The 17,579-nt window shown below is 34.6% G+C and carries 16 protein-coding genes; 1 reads left to right on the top strand and 15 read right to left on the bottom strand.

All coding sequences use genetic code 11. From position 1 onward, the window contains the following. Window positions 1–12: 12 nt before the first annotated feature. The 9 genes from yhaM to MUA87_RS05180 form a co-directional block, all read right to left on the bottom strand. Window positions 13–954, bottom strand: a complete 942-nt coding sequence (yhaM, locus tag MUA87_RS05220) for a 3'-5' exoribonuclease YhaM (RefSeq protein ID WP_023016255.1) — start codon at window positions 952–954, stop codon at window positions 13–15. Continuing rightward, entirely contained in the window at window positions 951–3,887 is a 2,937-nt protein-coding gene (locus tag MUA87_RS05215; RefSeq protein ID WP_107587235.1) for an AAA family ATPase, read from the bottom strand. Before MUA87_RS05215 ends, yhaM begins: the two co-directional genes overlap by 4 nt. Then, window positions 3,884–5,074 (bottom strand): metallophosphoesterase family protein, encoded by a 1,191-nt coding sequence (locus MUA87_RS05210; protein ID WP_002481286.1) that lies wholly within the window; start codon window positions 5,072–5,074, stop codon window positions 3,884–3,886. Before MUA87_RS05210 ends, MUA87_RS05215 begins: the two co-directional genes overlap by 4 nt. A gap of 183 nt (window positions 5,075–5,257) precedes the next feature. Beyond that, window positions 5,258–5,611 (bottom strand): YlbF/YmcA family competence regulator, encoded by a 354-nt coding sequence (locus MUA87_RS05205; RefSeq protein ID WP_002481287.1) that lies wholly within the window; start codon window positions 5,609–5,611, stop codon window positions 5,258–5,260. A gap of 131 nt (window positions 5,612–5,742) precedes the next feature. Beyond that, window positions 5,743–6,873 (bottom strand): DUF445 domain-containing protein, encoded by a 1,131-nt coding sequence (locus MUA87_RS05200; RefSeq protein ID WP_262551356.1) that lies wholly within the window; start codon window positions 6,871–6,873, stop codon window positions 5,743–5,745. A gap of 198 nt (window positions 6,874–7,071) precedes the next feature. Continuing rightward, window positions 7,072–7,536 carry an XRE family transcriptional regulator XdrA gene (xdrA, locus tag MUA87_RS05195; RefSeq protein ID WP_002481289.1) on the bottom strand — a complete coding sequence of 155 codons (465 nt, stop codon included), beginning with the start codon at window positions 7,534–7,536 and terminating at the stop codon, window positions 7,072–7,074. Between the two features lie 407 nt (window positions 7,537–7,943). Further along, window positions 7,944–9,218 (bottom strand): dicarboxylate/amino acid:cation symporter, encoded by a 1,275-nt coding sequence (locus MUA87_RS05190; RefSeq protein ID WP_002481290.1) that lies wholly within the window; start codon window positions 9,216–9,218, stop codon window positions 7,944–7,946. Window positions 9,219–9,363: 145 nt separating this feature from the next. Further along, window positions 9,364–9,990, bottom strand: a complete 627-nt coding sequence (locus MUA87_RS05185) for a response regulator (protein WP_023016258.1) — start codon at window positions 9,988–9,990, stop codon at window positions 9,364–9,366. Next, window positions 9,965–11,119: a GAF domain-containing sensor histidine kinase gene (locus tag MUA87_RS05180; RefSeq protein ID WP_216733630.1), complete on the bottom strand. Its 1,155-nt coding sequence runs from the start codon at window positions 11,117–11,119 to the stop codon at window positions 9,965–9,967. The genes MUA87_RS05185 and MUA87_RS05180 overlap by 26 nt, the downstream gene beginning before the upstream one ends. Before the next feature lie 136 nt (window positions 11,120–11,255). On the opposite strand from MUA87_RS05180, the gene MUA87_RS05175 reads away from it, so the two are divergent. Next, window positions 11,256–12,083: an RluA family pseudouridine synthase gene (locus tag MUA87_RS05175; protein WP_023016260.1), complete on the top strand. Its 828-nt coding sequence runs from the start codon at window positions 11,256–11,258 to the stop codon at window positions 12,081–12,083. A 64-nt stretch (window positions 12,084–12,147) separates the two neighbouring features. On the opposite strand, the gene fumC is transcribed toward MUA87_RS05175, so the two are convergent. The 6 genes from fumC to argB all read right to left on the bottom strand — a co-directional run bounded on the left by fumC (window position 12,148) and on the right by argB (window position 17,471). After that, entirely contained in the window at window positions 12,148–13,536 is a 1,389-nt protein-coding gene (fumC, locus tag MUA87_RS05170) for a class II fumarate hydratase (protein WP_023016261.1), read from the bottom strand. Window positions 13,537–13,693: 157 nt separating this feature from the next. Beyond that, complete coding sequence (locus MUA87_RS05165; RefSeq protein WP_002481295.1) at window positions 13,694–14,107, bottom strand: hypothetical protein; 414 nt, start codon at window positions 14,105–14,107, stop codon at window positions 13,694–13,696. 132 nt (window positions 14,108–14,239) lie between these two features. Beyond that, window positions 14,240–14,839: a 6-phosphogluconolactonase gene (locus MUA87_RS05160; RefSeq protein WP_002481296.1), complete on the bottom strand. Its 600-nt coding sequence runs from the start codon at window positions 14,837–14,839 to the stop codon at window positions 14,240–14,242. A 156-nt stretch (window positions 14,840–14,995) separates the two neighbouring features. After that, the gene (gene trmL / locus MUA87_RS05155; RefSeq protein ID WP_002481297.1) at window positions 14,996–15,466 is read right to left on the bottom strand and encodes a tRNA (uridine(34)/cytosine(34)/5-carboxymethylaminomethyluridine(34)-2'-O)-methyltransferase TrmL; all 471 of its coding nucleotides are present in this window, start codon (window positions 15,464–15,466) and stop codon (window positions 14,996–14,998) included. A 5-nt stretch (window positions 15,467–15,471) separates the two neighbouring features. Further along, window positions 15,472–16,596 (bottom strand): tRNA epoxyqueuosine(34) reductase QueG, encoded by a 1,125-nt coding sequence (gene queG, locus MUA87_RS05150; RefSeq protein WP_060804856.1) that lies wholly within the window; start codon window positions 16,594–16,596, stop codon window positions 15,472–15,474. A gap of 122 nt (window positions 16,597–16,718) precedes the next feature. After that, window positions 16,719–17,471, bottom strand: coding sequence for an acetylglutamate kinase (argB, locus tag MUA87_RS05145; protein WP_002481299.1), 753 nt, complete (start codon window positions 17,469–17,471; stop codon window positions 16,719–16,721). Window positions 17,472–17,579: the final 108 nt, after the last annotated feature.

Genomic DNA, 17,579 nt, shown 5'->3' with positions numbered 1-17,579 from the left:
TTAAGAGATAGATTAATCTAAACTCTCTGGATTATAAAATTGTCTGTTTTCCATTGCAAATAAACGTTCAGTGAACTGCCCTTTTCTTGCTTTCTTGAAAGCTTTCTCAAACATATTCATTCTAGCATCGATATTATCGATGTACGTTAGAATTTCTGCTTCTTTCAGCATCGGTAATTTAGGTGAACCATATTCTAGTTTACCATGATGTGATAAAATCATATGTTTTAGCAACATCACTTCTTCACCTTCAATACCTAACTCTTCTGCAGCTTTTGTCACTTCTTCACTTGCGATAGAGATATGGCCTAATAAGTTACCTTCAACCGTATATGACGTTGCAACCGGTCCGCTTAACTCTTTAACTTTACCGATATCATGTAAAATCACGCCACTATATAACAAACTTTTATTTAACATCGGATAGATATCGCATAAACTTTTAGCTATCTTCAGCATCGTTAAAACATGATAACTTAAACCGCTTGCAAAGTTATGATGAAAGGAACTTGCAGCTGGAAAGACATAAAACGTGTCATGATGTTTTTTCAACATATGCCTTGTTAGACGTTGAAGTTTACTATTCTCAATTTCCAATAAAAAGTAATCAATTTGTTCTTTGATTTGATCTGGGGTTAACGGCGCACCATCAATGAAGTCTTTAGCTGATAATCCATCAGCAGGTTCTGCTAATTTAAACTGATTTACTTTCATTTGTTTACGGCCACGATAATTAATCACATCGCCTTTAGCATGAATGATTGTTTCTGGTTTTAGGACTTCCATATCTTGCTTTGTTACTGTCCATACTTTAGCTTCAATTTCACCGCTTTTATCTTGTAAATACAAAGTCATATAGTCTTTGCCTTGCGCAGTAACACCCTGAGCAGCTCGATGGATTAAGAAAAAATGATCTACCGAATCTCCAGGTTGAAGCTTTTCTACATTTCTCATTTTTTGCCTCCTTCTTCTAGTTTTTCTAAAATAACTGTTTGTTTAGCAGGAATATTATTATCTTTTGAACATGTAAAGTATAAAATTTGATATTCTGCTGATAAAGATTTCAAGTAGTCTATCATAGCACCTTTACGATGCTTGTCAAAATGAACGAAGGCATCATCGATAATGATTGGCATTGAATAATAAGGTTTCAAAATTTTGATTAAACTTAAACGCAAGGCAATGTATAACGCTTCTTTCGTTGATTGACTGATTTCATTTGGCTGATACATTTGACCATTACGATGTTTAACTCTGACATCCTCATTTTCATATGTGACTTGCGTATAATTATCATGCGTCAATTGTTTAAAGATTTCAGTAGCTTCATCAATGACTTGTGGTAAACGCTTATCTTTAATTTGTTTGATATGTGCATCTACTAACGCTTGTAAATAGCTGAGGCTTGCCCAATCTTTCGCATTTTCATTCATTTGGTTTCTAAGCATATAGTAACGATGACGTAATTGCGTTAATGTATCATCCGTTTCCATATGTTTGATTTGTGCAGTTAAATCGCTGACTTCTGATTGTAACGTAAGATACTTATCATTATATTCATCAACTTGTGAAGCTAATCTGTTATTTTCTTCTTCTAACTGTACTTTTGTTTTATCACTTAAATCAGATGCTTCATCGTACATCATATTTTGATTTTCTAAATATTTATTAAGATCTTGATATCTACTGTGATTATCTTTGTAAGTCACATAACGATGATGGTAACGATAATACGCTTCCTCATCCCCAACTTTCACAAAATCAAATAAGCTGTTAATAGATTGGTTATGTTCATCTAAACGCTCATTCAACTGTTTCAGTTCATTAGTTAAAAGTTGGATGTCTTCATCATTGCGATTCCATCTTGTTTGATTTTCTTCTGCTTGTTTCAACCAACGATTTGTATCATGGAAGAGTGCAGCTGATTTAAAATCACTGATTTGATTTTTTGTCACTGCTTGCGCATGATCATAGAACGCATCAACTTCTGATTTCAATGCAGAATGTTGTTCTTGTAATTCAGAAACACGTTGTTTTAACGATTGAATACGTTCGATTGTTTTAATACCATCAATCAATAAATCATCTGACATTTTTTCTGAAACATGTAAATCAGCTTTGACTTCCTGAATATTTTGGTCAAAACGTTCATGATTTTGTTGTGCTTCTGCTAACTTATCTTCAGTCAACTCAATTTTAGAATTCAAAATACCGATAGATTTATCTACACTATGATGTTGATTTCTCAAGCGAGCTTGATCATCTAAATCAAAGTCTAAGTCATATTTATCTTCGAGTGCTGCATTCTCTTGTTCTAATTGTGAAATTTCATTAGAGAATGTTTCACTATGACCGATTTCTGATGACTTGAATAAAATCGCACCTACTACAAAGCCTACCGCAGCAACAGCGAAGATAATCGCAAATAAAAGTGCTTGCGTCGCAAATGAGAAGACTGCTAAACCAGCACTGACAATTGCTAATACAATAAAGATAATTCTTGTTGTTTTTTGTTTACGATTTCGTTCAGCCTGTTCTGAATCAAAAGCTTCTTTCATTTTTTGATAAAGATTTTTCTTTTCATTTAACTCAATGGACTTTTGATTATATTCTTTTTTCTTCTCAAATACTTCATCAGAAACGAGCGCATCTTCAACTTGTTGCTTTTCTTCTTCGTTGTTTGCTTGTTCAATTTGTTGTTCTTCTAAAGTACGTTCTAATTGAGTCATGTATGAGGCTTGATCTTGTTTCTTCGCAATTTGCTTGCTGACGAAGCTTTTCATACTTTCAGAAGTATCTATATTATCGTGATCTTCTTGCCAACCAATATTAGATTTAAGACCTTCGATTTCTCTTGATTTATCTTCAATCTCTTTATTCAGAGCTTGTAGTTGTGTTTCTTTTTGTTTAATGTCATTTTCTTGTTTAGCGATATTATTTAACGCATCGATATCAGATTGTTTTGGGACATCAATTTGTTCATTTTCTTGTTGTAACTGCGTTAATTTTTCTTGGCGTAGGCTGATATCTTTCTTCAACTGATCTCTACGTGCTTTAGATGCTTCATATCGCTCAATCCCTTGTTCTGGGAAGTCTAGCGGTTCGATGTTCAATTCATGCTCTAGTGCTTTCCATTCTTGCGCTTGATCTAATAATGCTAATTCTTTTTGTTTCGCTTCATGCATCTTAGATAATTGCATCAAGTTTTGTTGAAGATGATCTAAACGACGTTCTGCTTTATCTCTTTCATCAATCAGACTATGATAAGATTCCAATTCGCTTTCATGCGCTCTGATTTGATTTTGCAAATCGTTTAATTGCTCTAATTGCTGATTAATGACAGGATTCTTCCCTGAACGTTTATATAACGCTGCTTTTTGTGCTTCTAATTGTTCTCTCATGGTTGTAAATTGCGTGGATCCTAAAGCACCTGCTTGCAACAAGTATTCTTGAAGTTGTTTCTCATCCATATTGCGATTGATATTTTGTAAACCTAAAACATCGAAAGAATAAATGCCTTTATATGTATTCTTGTCGATATAATTTAATTTATTTTGCAGCCATTCTTCATCACGGATACCGCCATTTTCAAGATAGACTTTAACATCTCCTTGCGCTGCACCTTTCACACGTTCAACTTGGATTTCTTGTCCATCATCTAACTTCAAATAAAGCTTGCCGCCATATTGGTTACCTAATCTCGGTTCAAAGCGCGGTTCGTTTTCTCTTTTAGTCGGAAAGCCGAATAAAATTGAATGAATAAAAGCTTGGATTGTTGATTTACCCGCTTCATTCTCACCATATATTTGTGTTAATGACTTATTAAATTTAATTGTTCTTTCAACGAACTTACCATAACCATAAATATCTAATGCTAAAATCTTCATGATTGCTCACCTCTTAAACCTGACTTAAGCAATGCTTCTGCACGATTAATCAATTCTACCTTATCAAAGTCATCATAGTTATCTAAAAACTTAGTTGCTTTAGGATTTAGGTAAAGATCACTCATCGCATTTGTAAAAATTGCGTCATCAGCTTTCAATTCTTGAGAAAATTCATGCTCAAGTGGTCTTGTGTCATCATCTTTATAAGAAACAATTAAAGATTCAATAAACACGAAGTTATTTTCATTTTCTTCGTATTCTTTCAACATTGCTTCCACTTGCATTAAATCTTGAGAAGACACAGGCTCATCACTATCAATCTCTAAATAAACTCTATAGATAGCTTTACCTTGTTTTCTGACTTGATTTTTAAATTTTTGTACCACATCATAAATGCCTTGCTTTGTTGTTTGTTTTGTTTCAATTTTAATTTCATCAAAACGAATAAAATGTGAAGGTACAAATTCAACATTTAATTTAAATTCGTCCCCTTCTACAAGTAGAAAACCTTTATCTCCCATTTCATTGAAATGACGGCCTTGTATATTACCAGGATAGTACGTCGGTGGCATATCATTAATTTGTTGACGTTCATGAATATGGCCGAGTGCCCAGTAATGATAAAGTTTAGAGTTTAAATCTTCTAATCGAAATTCAGTATAACGGTGCTTCGTAGAGGATTTGCTATAGGTACCATGCAGTACACCAATATGCAGGCCTTTCTCTCCTTGGCTAGAAGGATACTCATCTAATTTGTTTTCGTAACTTGCATGATCTTGATAACTGAAACCATGTAATAAAATCTTTTCACCATTCTTTGTAATGGTTTGATACGTCTCAACATTTTTATCAAACACTGAAACATTTTCTGGCCAGTCTGTTACAACACTATCTGATAGTGGATCATGATTTCCATGACACATATACACAAATATCTGCTCTTTCTTTAAGCGTTCAAATTGTTCTTTTAAAAATACTTCAGCTCTTAACGTACGGTTATGGTCATCAAAGACATCACCGGCTATGACGATAAAATCAACTTCTTCTTGTAATGCGAAATTGACAAGTGTCTTAAAACTTTCATACGTACTCTTTTTCACATCTTCATAAATGTTTTCACTTAAATGGCTATGCGTTTTAAACGGGCTATCTAGGTGTAAATCTGCACAATGAATAAATTTCACCATATATAGTAAGCTCCTTTTTCATATAATCCAAATTCTATATAAATTATGTAAATTCAATTGATTTGTAATCAAAGTATCATCTTATTTTACCATAGTCGCCTGCTATGCGTCTAAAGAACACAGATAACAAAAACATGAAAAAACTGCCAGGTGAAGTCACCCGACAGTTAAAATGTCTAATTATTATTGTTCGCCTTCAGCGTAAACTTCATCTAAAGGTTTTACGATGATTTGGTTGATTTCTTGGAAAACTTGGCTCATTTGTTGTTCAGCTTGCATTAATTCAGCAATGTTTTCGTCTTTTTCAATTGCTTGTGCTTGCTCTTGAGCTTTTTGTAAGTCTTCTTCTTCGATTTGTTGTCCTTGCATTTGCATTTGTTGGAATTTCAATTGTGTTTCACGGAACTCATCGAATAACTTTTTAGATTCTTCGTTAGCTTTAACTTTGTCATAAGCATCTTTAATTGCTTGATACTCATTGCTTTCTCTTAAAGCCTCTTCTAATTTTTGTGCTTGTTCTTTTAAATCTACTGCCATTTCAAATTCACTCCTATAAGTTATTGTTTTACTACGTCGTCAATAAACATAACATAAATATATAACAGTGTCGAAACATTTACCCAATTTCTTATTAACTGCCACTAATCACATTCCCAACACGATTCATTTTAAACGAATAATGCAATAATACCTTGGAAACAACCAATAATTCCTCCAAGTAAGAATCCGAGCATCATGATTAATTTTAATTCCTTATTCGCAATTTCAATAATCAAACGTTCAATATAGTCTAAATCGAATGAATTGATTTGTTCTTCAACAATCGCTCTTAAATTGACTTGTTTCATAATTGATGAAATATGCTCCGCTGCTTTATTTACAATTAAATCGGTAATAAAGCTTGCTGCATGTGCTCGAGCATACTGTACTAAGCCAGGTGCTAATTCAGAAATTGGTTGGTTCGCTTTATGAGGGATATCGATATACGCCATCATAATTGGAGTCATTTTATCTTTGATATTTGTAAATTGCGCTTGTGATAAGACTTGATTCAAGTGTTTACCTTTTAATGTTTGGTATTCATTTCTAATCAACTGTGCTGCAATTTGACGTGCTTTCGGATGATTTGTTAGACGAATCAATTCCACTTGAATACGCTCAGCAATGCTTGCTCTTGTCATAAACATCTCAAGCAAGCCGACAATTTTACCTTTCTCCTCAAAGAAAGTATCTAACATATTATAGATATCTTGTTCCCCTTTTTGAGAAGACAAATAGATGCGTGCACGATCACACAGTAATGGTGTTAAACTTTCGACTTTCTCATCTATCTCCGCTTCCAATGCTTTAGGTATTAAAGTGCGCAATTCGGATTGACCATGTTCTTGATAGTATTGTTGCAACTTATCTTCAATCAGTTGCTGTACCTTTTGCTGCGCTGCTGTTTCAAAATCTATATCTAATGATTGCGCAAAGTTTTGCAAAGTTGCACGATCACTGCTTAGTTTATTGATTTGCTGTGAAATAAATCCTTCAATTGCTTGTCTTGCACTCGCTGAACTGATTTTTTCTTTAATCAGTGCTTCAGTAATTAAATGTTCTTCAATAACGCGACCAATTTTATTCGCGATTTCTTCTCTACGTTTAGGTACTAATCCAGGTGTAAATGGAATACGCCACTTTCCGATATGATAAGCTTTTTGCGGATGGAATAACATTTTAATCGCAATGATATTCGTAACACCGCCAATAATTGCGCCAATTACAATCATAAATAATATGACGAAAAATGCGTGCATAATTTTTTATCTCCTTTTCAATCACTCGTAGGTTTAATATTACAATATATCTCTTTACATTCACAATTCAGATGTTTCTAAACGCAAAAAAAGATTGATGGAATAACGCCATCAATCTTTTAAGTAAAGTCATACATGGGATAAAAAGTGTATCAACCTCTATTAGAGATTCTGTTATCACTTATTTATCGTATTGAATTAAGCATGTACTAATTCATCTTTAGAGATTCTTCCGAAATATGTTTCAGCTTCTCTTAATTTAGAAGTACCAAAAATAGGTTGTTTGTTTTGATTTAATACACGGTAGATTTCACTGACTTTATTACTTTGCAGGATAAATCCATTTTTAGAATCTAATGTATTCCAGTAGATATCACTTGTTGTGGCATGTTTAGGATATGCACAGTGGTTTCTAGAAATTGTTTGGACGATTTCAAGGGGGTCACATCCAAAAGTACTATTTAAGACATCAGAGTCTCTGAATAAAGCGCAAATTGAAACACATGTAGTCCAATTTGGTAAAACGCGTTCTTTCTCAATTTGTACGAGTGTTTTCTTTGATAGTCCGATTGTTTGAGCCATCGTATCTTGAGTGTAGCCCGCTTCTATTCTCACCATCTTGAACTTAGTTTGAATTAAATCTGTAAAACTTTGTCTGTCCATTATTACTCTACCTTTCTATTGTGTAATCTTTCCGTACGCAAGAAATTGCAATAATACACAATTCTTGAAACACAAATTACATCTTAATACAAAATGCGAAAAATTAAAAGAGCGAATTTTGCTTTTATGACGTATTTTGATAAAGCCGAAATTGTCTAAATAATCAAACACGTCATAAGTTATATATTTGCCAATTCCTTACATTTTAACGGAATTGGTTACGCTTGATCTGGTGGTTTTATACCCTTATTCTATTATGGCGAAAATTTGCGATATTTCAAGTGATTTTTACATTTTAAGTTAATTTTACCTTAAAGTAGAAATATTCTTTTCACAGTTAAGTCATATTTTCACAAAATAAAAAAAGACCGAGACGTTGCTAGAACATCTCAATCCCCTGTCATATACTATGAACTGATTGCTTTTCTATCTTCTTGCTTAGAAATCATAAACGCACATGCTGCATCCCCTGTAATATTTACAGCTGTACGTGTCATGTCTAAGAGTCGGTCAATACCAATAATAATACCAATTGCGGCAGGATTTAAATCAACAGCTGTAAGTACCATTGCTAACATAATTAATCCTACACCAGGCACCCCTGCTGTACCAATACTTGCAATGACCGCAATCACAATCACTGTTAAAATTTGTAAGATTGTTAGTTGCGCACCTGAAATTTGTGCGATAAAGACGGTTGCAACCCCCTGCATGATTGCCGTACCATCCATATTGATAGTTGCACCAAGCGGTTGTACAAACGACGCAATAGCTGGTCGTACCCCCATTTTCTTGGTACATTCCATTGAAACTGGCAGTGCCGCATTAGAACTTGAACCGCCGAAACCAATCGTAATCGCTGGAATAAATCCTTTAAAGAATTTGATTGGGCTGTCTTTAGCGATAAATTTGATTGTACCGCCATAAATTAAGAAGAAATGTAGAATTAAAGCAGCTAATACAACAATGAAGTATAAACCTAGTTGTTTGATTGCACCAAGTCCAGCTCCTGTAAATGCATGTGCTACTAAACAGAACGTTCCAATCGGCGCAAACACACGCATAATCATTGAAATAATATACATCAGTATCTCGTTAAATTGTTCAAAAAACTGTCGGACGACTAAAGCTTTATCACCTAATACCATCATCCCGATCCCAATGAAAATCGAGAACGTAATCACTTGCAACATATTACCTTGAGTCATCGATTCAATTGGATTTTTTGGAAACAGATTGATTAAAGTTTGATCAAAAGTTTGATTTGCCGGTGCTTCTGCCCCTTCACTTTGTTTATCTAACGTTTTTTGATATGAAGCTACCTCGGTACTTTTCATTAAGTCTGAATGGCCTGCACCTGGTTTTACCACTAATGCCAATACAATCGCAATTGTAATCGCAATCGCTGTCGTACATAAGAAAAACACTAGTGTTTTTAAGCCGATACCGCCTAATAATTTGGGATCACCGACACCAACTACCCCTAATACAATCGATACAAATACGACTGGTACTACGAGCATAAAGATTAAGTTTAGAAATATTTGACCTACTGTGTTAAAGAAATATTGGTCTACCCCTTTTACTAAACTTGTGTCTGCATAAATGTCGCAAATGGATCCGATAATAATCCCTGCTACAAGTGCAATGACAATGTTCATTGTTAACTTTTTACTCTTCATATGTCTCATCCCCCTTTGTATAGTTCTATTATAGTCTAATTTTACATAAATAGTAAATATACATTTTATTGTGCTGTTTTTCACAAAATAAAAAAACGTATATGAAAGTTATTAGACTAACCTTTCAAATACGTTTAATGTTGAATTAGATAAGTTTATTTTCCATTGCATAAATAGCAGCTTGTGTACGGTCACTGACTTGTAATTTAGAGAAAATGTGACTGACATGTGTTTTAATCGTTTTTTCAGAGACATATAAAGCTTCAGCGATTTCGCGGTTCGTTTTACCTTTTGCCATTTCTTTTAAGACGTCTTTTTCACGATTAGAGAGTTTATTGACATGATGCGGTTTTTTCGCTACATCTTCCATCACTTTTTGTACTTCAGGGTGTATGATTTTTTCTCCTTGCAAAACTTTATGTATAGATGTAATTAGTTGCTCAGGCTCGACATCTTTCATTTCATATCCGTCTGCCCCTTTATTAATTGCTGAAATCACATGTTCATCATCCGCATAACTGGTTAACACTAATATTTTGATTTCAGGATAATGTGATTTAAGATATTCTGTCACTTCAATACCATTCATCTCAGGCATTACTAAATCAAGCAGTACAATATCAGGATGTTGTCCACTTTGTTCTAATTCAGCTATAAATGCCTTGCCGTTCGCAAAAGAACCTTGTACAGCTAAATCATCAATGGTTGAAATCAAAAATTCCAAACCTTGACGTACAATGTAATGATCATCTATCAAAACGACTTGATTCATGTTTTGTCTCCTTCTCTGTTTGAGTCAATGGTACACTTAAGCGTATTGTTGTCCCTTGTCCCAATTTAGAATTTATCTCCATTTTTCCTTGTATTTGTTTGATACGTTGACGCATATTATAAATACCATGGGAGGTTTGGTCAATCCAGTCAGGATTAAAACCAGCGCCCTTATCTGAGATTACCATATCAAACTTATTTTCATGTTGATGCAAAAGTACATGTGCATGATTTGTTTGTGCATGCTTTTTAATATTATTCATCGCTTCTTGCAATATACGATAACTATGCTCTTCAACACTGCTAGACAGGTCAATAAGGCCTTCTACTTCTATGTCTGGCTGAATGCCGATTAAATGACTGTATTGTTTCAATGCACTCACTAGACCATGTTCTAACCCGATTGGTTTTAACTGCCAAATCAAAGCTCTCATTTCATTTACAGCCTGCTGACTTGTAGTCTCAATTGTTTCGAAAGCTTTTTTCGCTATAGGTTCTTCTGTCATACCATGTGCTGCATGTGCAGTCAGCTTCAATGAAAATAACATCTGATTGACAGAGTCATGTAAATCACGTGCCAGTCGGTTTCGTTCGTTCAAACGTGCCGCTTCTTTCTCTTTATTCGTTAATTCAATACGCTTAATCGTAGAACCGATTTGAAATGCAACAGATTCTAATAGTTCTAAATCTTCTTCTGAATACTTTACTGTATCAGGAGAAGCTACATTTAATAAACCAAATCGTTCATTACCTGAACGTAGCGGAACTGTCGCATGATGTGTAATGCCTCCAGATTCATCAGCGTATTCTTGATTTGCGGCACTGATTCTTGAACAATGAATAATATTAGAGGCTTTCATCAACTTTTCACTGTGATAAGCTTGTACACACCAACAAGTGCCTTCTCGCATACTTTGGCAATCATGTTTCGTTAAAGAACGTGGTAATTGGTAATCAGCTGCCATTTCATGTTCTCCGGCTTCATTGATGAAGAAAATCCAGCCTGTTGTAAATGCACTGCCTTCAATGAGCAGCTTTAATGCGCCATGCATCATAGTATAAATTTCTGTTTCTTCATTCAGATATTCTGCAATTTCTTTTAATAATGCCAAACGTGTCGGTTTAACCACAGTGTTCACCTCTCTTATCTATAATCTATTTTTATTATACCGATTCAATCTCTATAACGATAGCATTCCACTTGCACACGCAACTATCACAACGCAGAATATGTTATGATATTAAGTAATAATCGAGGAGGAAGTTATGGAATTTAAAGTACCTGAACAATATAACGGCTATACATTAAGAGAAATTTTCCAAGATGTGAAATTACCGAAGAAAGAACTGCATCAATTAAATATGTCAAAAGCCATTACCATTAATCAAGAACCTGCACAGCTTTCAGCAAAAGTGCAACAAGGAGATCAAGTGTTTGTCCCGACTCCAGATGAAACAAGTAATTATTTACCAAGTTACCGTTACGCAGATGTCTATTATGAAGACGCAGACATTGCGATAATCAAAAAGCCTAAAGGGGTAAAAACACATCCTAACGACTTAAAAGAAAGCAATACATTGATGAATCATGTCATATATACACTTGATAGTGATTATGCAGAACCTATTCATCGCCTAGACCAAGAAACAGTCGGTTTACTGATTGTGGCGAAAAATCCATTGATGAAAAAATTACTAGATCGCATGTTAGAGGAAAATCAAATATCACGAATTTATAAAGCAGTAGTTAAAAGCTTACTACCGCTTAAACCGCAAACTATCGATAAACCTATCGGTAAAGACAAGTTCCATCCTAACCGCAGACGTGTTTCACCGACGGGTCAACAAGCCATCACTCATATCTTAGATGCACGTATGTTAAAAGAAAATGAATGTGAATTGGATATTAAATTGGACACAGGGCGTACACATCAAATCCGTGTACATTTAGCCGCAATCGGCCATCCAGTTATTGGAGATCCTTTATATGGTGATTCTAAATTACGTCAATTACGTTTACACAGTCATAAAATTGAATTTGTACATCCGTTAACGAAAGAAAAGATTTCTGTTTCATTGGATGACAAAAAATAATGGAGAAGGCAAATGCCCTCTCCATTTTTGTTTACTTAATTTCAATTTATCTTTTGATAATTGATTATTCTTTTGGTTCAACCATGTTTTCTGGTTTGATCCACTCATCAAATTGTTCTTCTGTTAAATAGCCAGAATCAATAGCTGATTGTTTTAGTGTAATACCTTGTTTGTGTGCGTTTTTCGCAATTTTAGCTGCTTTTTCATAACCGATATGTGGGTTTAAAGCAGTTACTAACATTAATGAACGGTTTAGATACTGATCGATATTTTCTTCGATTGGTTCAATACCTTGCGCACAGTTTTCATCAAATGTACGCATACCGTCTGCGAGTAAATAGATAGATTGTAATGTGTTGTCCATGATTACTGGTTTGAATACGTTTAGTTCAAAGTTACCTTGAGAAGCGGCAATGCCAACTACCGTATCGTTACCCATTACTTGTACAGAAACCATTGTTAACATTTCACATTGTGTCGGGTTAACTTTACCAGGCATGATTGAAGAACCTGGTTCGTTCTCAGGAATGCTGATTTCAGCTAATCCAGCTCTTGGACCAGATGCTAACCAGCGAATATCATTTGCGATTTTCATTAAATCAGCTGCTAAAGCTTTTAATGAACCATGCAATTGAACCACTTCATCATGTGCTGTTAATGCATGGAATTTATTTTCAGAAGATACAAATGGATAGCCTGTATTTTCTTTAATATTCGCAGCAACCATATCACCGAATTTAGGGTGTGCGTTAATACCTGTACCTACTGCAGTACCGCCGATTGCTAAACTTAATAAATGCGCTTTAGATTCACCTAATAATTGGTCGCATTTATCAAGCATATAACGCCAACCACTGATTTCTTGACCTAAGCGAATTGGTGTCGCATCTTGTAAATGTGTACGACCAATTTTGATAATGTCATGGAAATCTTTTTCTTTTTTCGCAAATGTATCACGTAATTGTTTTAATGCTGGTTCTAAGTTAGCTTCAATTTCATGATATAACGCAACATGCATTGCAGTTGGGAAAGTATCATTAGAACTTTGTGATTTATTCACGTCATCATTTGGATGTACTGTTTCTTCACTGCCATGTTTTTTCAAGTAATCGTTAGCTACATAGCTGACTACTTCGTTGACGTTCATATTACTTTGCGTTCCGCTTCCTGTTTGCCATACAACAAGTGGGAAGTGTTCATCGAGTTCCCCTTTAATTACACGATCGCACGCAAAGACAATTGCGTCTTTTTTCGCTTCACTTAATTTACCTAATTCAAAGTTAGCTAATGCTGCTGCACGTTTTAATTGTGCAAAGCCGTATACCACTTCAATCGGCATACGCTCTTTACCTACTGGGAAATTACGTTTACTTCTTTCAGTTTGTGCACCCCAGAACTTATCACCAGGTACTTCAATTTCTCCGAATGTATCATGTTCAATTCTTACTGACATTTGACTTGTCTCCCCTTTATGATTGGTTTTTATCATAAGTATAGCATTAAATGTTTTTAAATTAAATCTCTATATAGTTAACGCTTTCATGTCTGACTATGACTTAAAAACATATTAAAAAAAGAGCCTAGTGAGCTAGACTCCTTATATATACATATTATTTAGTTTCAACACTTTTAAAGTGAAGTTTAACAGCTTTAATAACCGCAACAGCAGTTAAAATATATAAAATAATACTGATTACTAATAAAATAGGACTGATGTTAATCAATGTTCCTAAAAAGCCCGTTAAACTGTTATAAAAATCACCTAAAGGCTTAAATAAAATAAATGTAATCGCAATACAACAAATCACACTGATAATGACACCTTTTTGGTTACTCTTGATAAACATTTGCGGATCTCGTTGACTTACTAATCCTTCAGATAAATTCATTTGTAGTTTGACTACACGAAAGAGTACTGGTAAATATAGTGCGCCTAACGCAATTGGAAAACCTTTGATAGATAACAATCCAAAAATTACAGTAGCTAACATTAAGAGTTTCCAATGTTTATGTAGATTTTGCATGGAAATGTTCCTTTCTGAAATTACTCATTCAACAAAATAATAAAGGAAATACACTCTGAATACAAATTAAAATCCGAGTTATGTTTCAATTCATCAACATAACTCGGAATTATTGATAATGCATTATTCAGCTTAAGCGAAGCGTTCAGTGAAGTACTGACGTACATCCTCTGGTAAACCAGCTGCTGCTGCTTCATCTAAAATAACATTCACCATACGGTGTGCTTTTAAATCAGATGGGACATAGCTTGAGTTGCCGTTTTCGTTATATAATTTGTTCACTAAGTCAGCTTTTTCAGCACCAGTGACAACTAAAATAACTTCACGAGCAGGCATTACACCTGATTTTACCGCAACATCTAGGTTGCCTTTATCATTAATAGTTAAAACTTGTAATGTGAATTTAGCTTTATTTTCTTTAGACTTAATGTTTTCTTCGATAAAATCAACGACACCATCGTTATATGATAATTCATAAACTTGTGAATCTGGTACACCAAGTGTTTGGTAGTATGATTTGTTGTCATCATAATCTAAAATGTTGATTTGACTGAAATCAACTGGGTGACGCAACACGTTTTGTTTTAAGTCTTCTAAAACAGGCGCGTTGTCATCTGCTAGATGCACACCCATGATTGTTGTCGGATTATTATTAAATGTCTTTCTGATAATATCTGCAGAATAGCGTGCAGCTTTATCTGCAGTTGGAAAAACCTTAAAGTTCATTGCCATAATGTACACTCCTCTAATTGTTCTCAGTTCGTATATCACTTCGATTGCTACATTATTTACCCTGTTCTTAAAAGAAGTAAACGCAATAGATACACGTAATAGTTAATTCTATTATACCTGTTTCATTAATTGATTTCACTCAAACCCAAATATCCATTAATGTAAATGTGGATAATTCTGTTGTCTCAATGCTTCATAGACTAAGATTGCGGCTGTATTAGATAGGTTTAATGAACGAATATGATCGTTCATCGGAATTCTTAATGCTGTTTCAGCATATTTTTCTTTTACCCAATCTGGTAACCCTGTCGTTTCACGCCCAAATACAAAATAATGATCTTCATCAGAATTTGAATAATCAAAATCAGTAAAGGTCGTTTGACCGAATTTAGTGATGAGATAATAATGTCCATCAGTTTTCTCAAAAAACTCTTCAATACTTTCATAATAAGTAATATTCACATGCACCCAGTAATCTAGGCCGGCACGTTTCAGCATTTTATCATCTGTACTGAACCCTAGGGGTTTAATTAGATGTAAATGTGCATCTGTACCTGCACATGTTCTAGCTATGTTCCCTGTATTTGCAGGAATTTGGGGTTGATATAATACGACATGGTTTGTCATGTTACTTAATTCCTCTTTTCTAATCCTTTTAACATTTCTTCTTGTACTTCATCTAATTCATCGGCGAGATGTGCTTCGATAAAATCACGTTCATCCTCACCCGCAATTTGGCCAATTGCCCAGTAAGCAGTTGCCCGAATCATCGGTCTTGGATCATTTAACGCTACTTCTTTTAGTTCTGGCAATGCAGCTGTTTCATTAAAGTGTGCTAATGCGATAATCGCATTACGTTGAATTGGTTTCTTACCTCTCCAAGCACCTGCTAAATGTCCATACGTATTCTTAAATTCTTTATTACTCATTTGTAGTAAAGGAATTAAACGTGGTTTTAATATTTCAGGTTCTAAAACGATATCATCGTGTTCTGTGTTAATCCCCCTATTTTTAGGACACACTTGCTGACACGTATCGCAACCATATAATCGATTGCCGATTTTATAGCGATATTCATCTGGTAAATAACCTTTTGTTTGAGTCAGGAATGAAATACATTTCTGACTGTTTAATTGTCCGTTCCCAACTAATGCACCAGTTGGACAACGGTCAACACAAATCGTACAATCTCCACAACTGTCGAGCAATGGGTCGTCTGGCTCAAATGGAATACTGACTAACATTTCACCTAAATAGGTCCATGTCCCTAAGTCAGGATTGATAACAAAGCCATTTCTTCCTGTAAAACCTAATCCGGCACGTTCAGCCACAGCACGATCTGATAATACACCTGTATCTACCATAGATAACATTTCTACATCAGGTACGCGTGACTTGATATACTCACCTAATTTATCCAAGCGTTTTCGCATGATTGTATGATAATCCTGTCCCCATGAAGCACGCGCAAACATCCCTCTACGATCGCCTCGAACACTTTTCGGTGCACCCTTCAATTTGTTTGGGTAACCTACTGCGATAGCAATAATGGATCTTGCAGTCGGCATAGACAACTTAGGATTCACTCTTAATTCAATATCTGATTCCTCAAAACCAGATGCATATCCTTTGGCATGATAGTCCACTAACTTTTGTTTAAGCTCATCAAATGGATCAGCAGTTGTAAAACCGATACTGTCTATCCCGATTTGATGGGCATATTCAATAATATCTTTTTTTAATTGTTTATTATCCACCATAATGCCTCCATATCCATGGTCCATTTTGTATTTTAACACACAATACATAGATACAAGTTAAATTTTCTTCAAAAATTAAAGCTGATACCTTTCTGTAGATATCAGCTTGTTGATAATTATTAATAAATTTTTGTGCCGACGGGTTGTCCATCAAAATACTGTCTCATAATATTCTCTTCATAACCTGGCGCAATCACGATTTCTTTAACGCCTGCACTAAATGCTTTCGATGCGTCTTTCAACTTTGGAATCATATCATCACTAATCATCTTAGAGTTGATTAATTTGTCTAATTCAGAAAGTTGAATATCAGAAATAACCTCACCTTGGTTTTGTACACCTGGTATATCACTTAAAATGATTAAAGGTGATTGTAATGTTGCGGCAATTTTATAGGAAAGTGTTTCTACATTAATACTATAAAATTGATTATGATAGCGACCGATAGAAGCAACGACTGGAATATAATTCGTACAAAGTTGTTGAAACACTTCTCGATTGATATTTTCTGGTTCGGCTACGAAACCTAGTTCTTTAGAAATAGGACGACAATCAAATATTGGAAAATAAGCCCCGTTAATCCCAATGAAATTTTGTGCAACTTCATTTGCTTCTTCCACTACGTCAACATTGACTTTGCATAATAAAGTATTGGCTATAATATTTAAGGTTGGAAGATTGATTTTCCTGATGCCATTGATATGTTCCGCTTCAATACCATTTTCTTTTAATGCTTCATTTACCTTCGGACCGCCATCATGCACAATAATTGGATACAGTCCGTTACTTCTAAGATCAGCAATTTGTTTAAATGTCGTAGATGCTAATTGATTGATAATACTACCACTGATTTTTATAACAATGAATTTCATGAATCAATCACTTTTATCCCTTTCTCTAGTTGAATGACATATACCTATACATATCTTTTAAACTGGTTTAAAAAGTTAACGCCATAATCTATTTTGATTTTTGTTAAT

Origin of the sequence: Staphylococcus simulans (assembly GCF_025561465.1) — a bacterium.
Classification (GTDB): Bacteria; Bacillota; Bacilli; order Staphylococcales; family Staphylococcaceae; genus Staphylococcus; species Staphylococcus simulans.
This window is presented reverse-complemented; position numbering and strand designations above follow the sequence as displayed.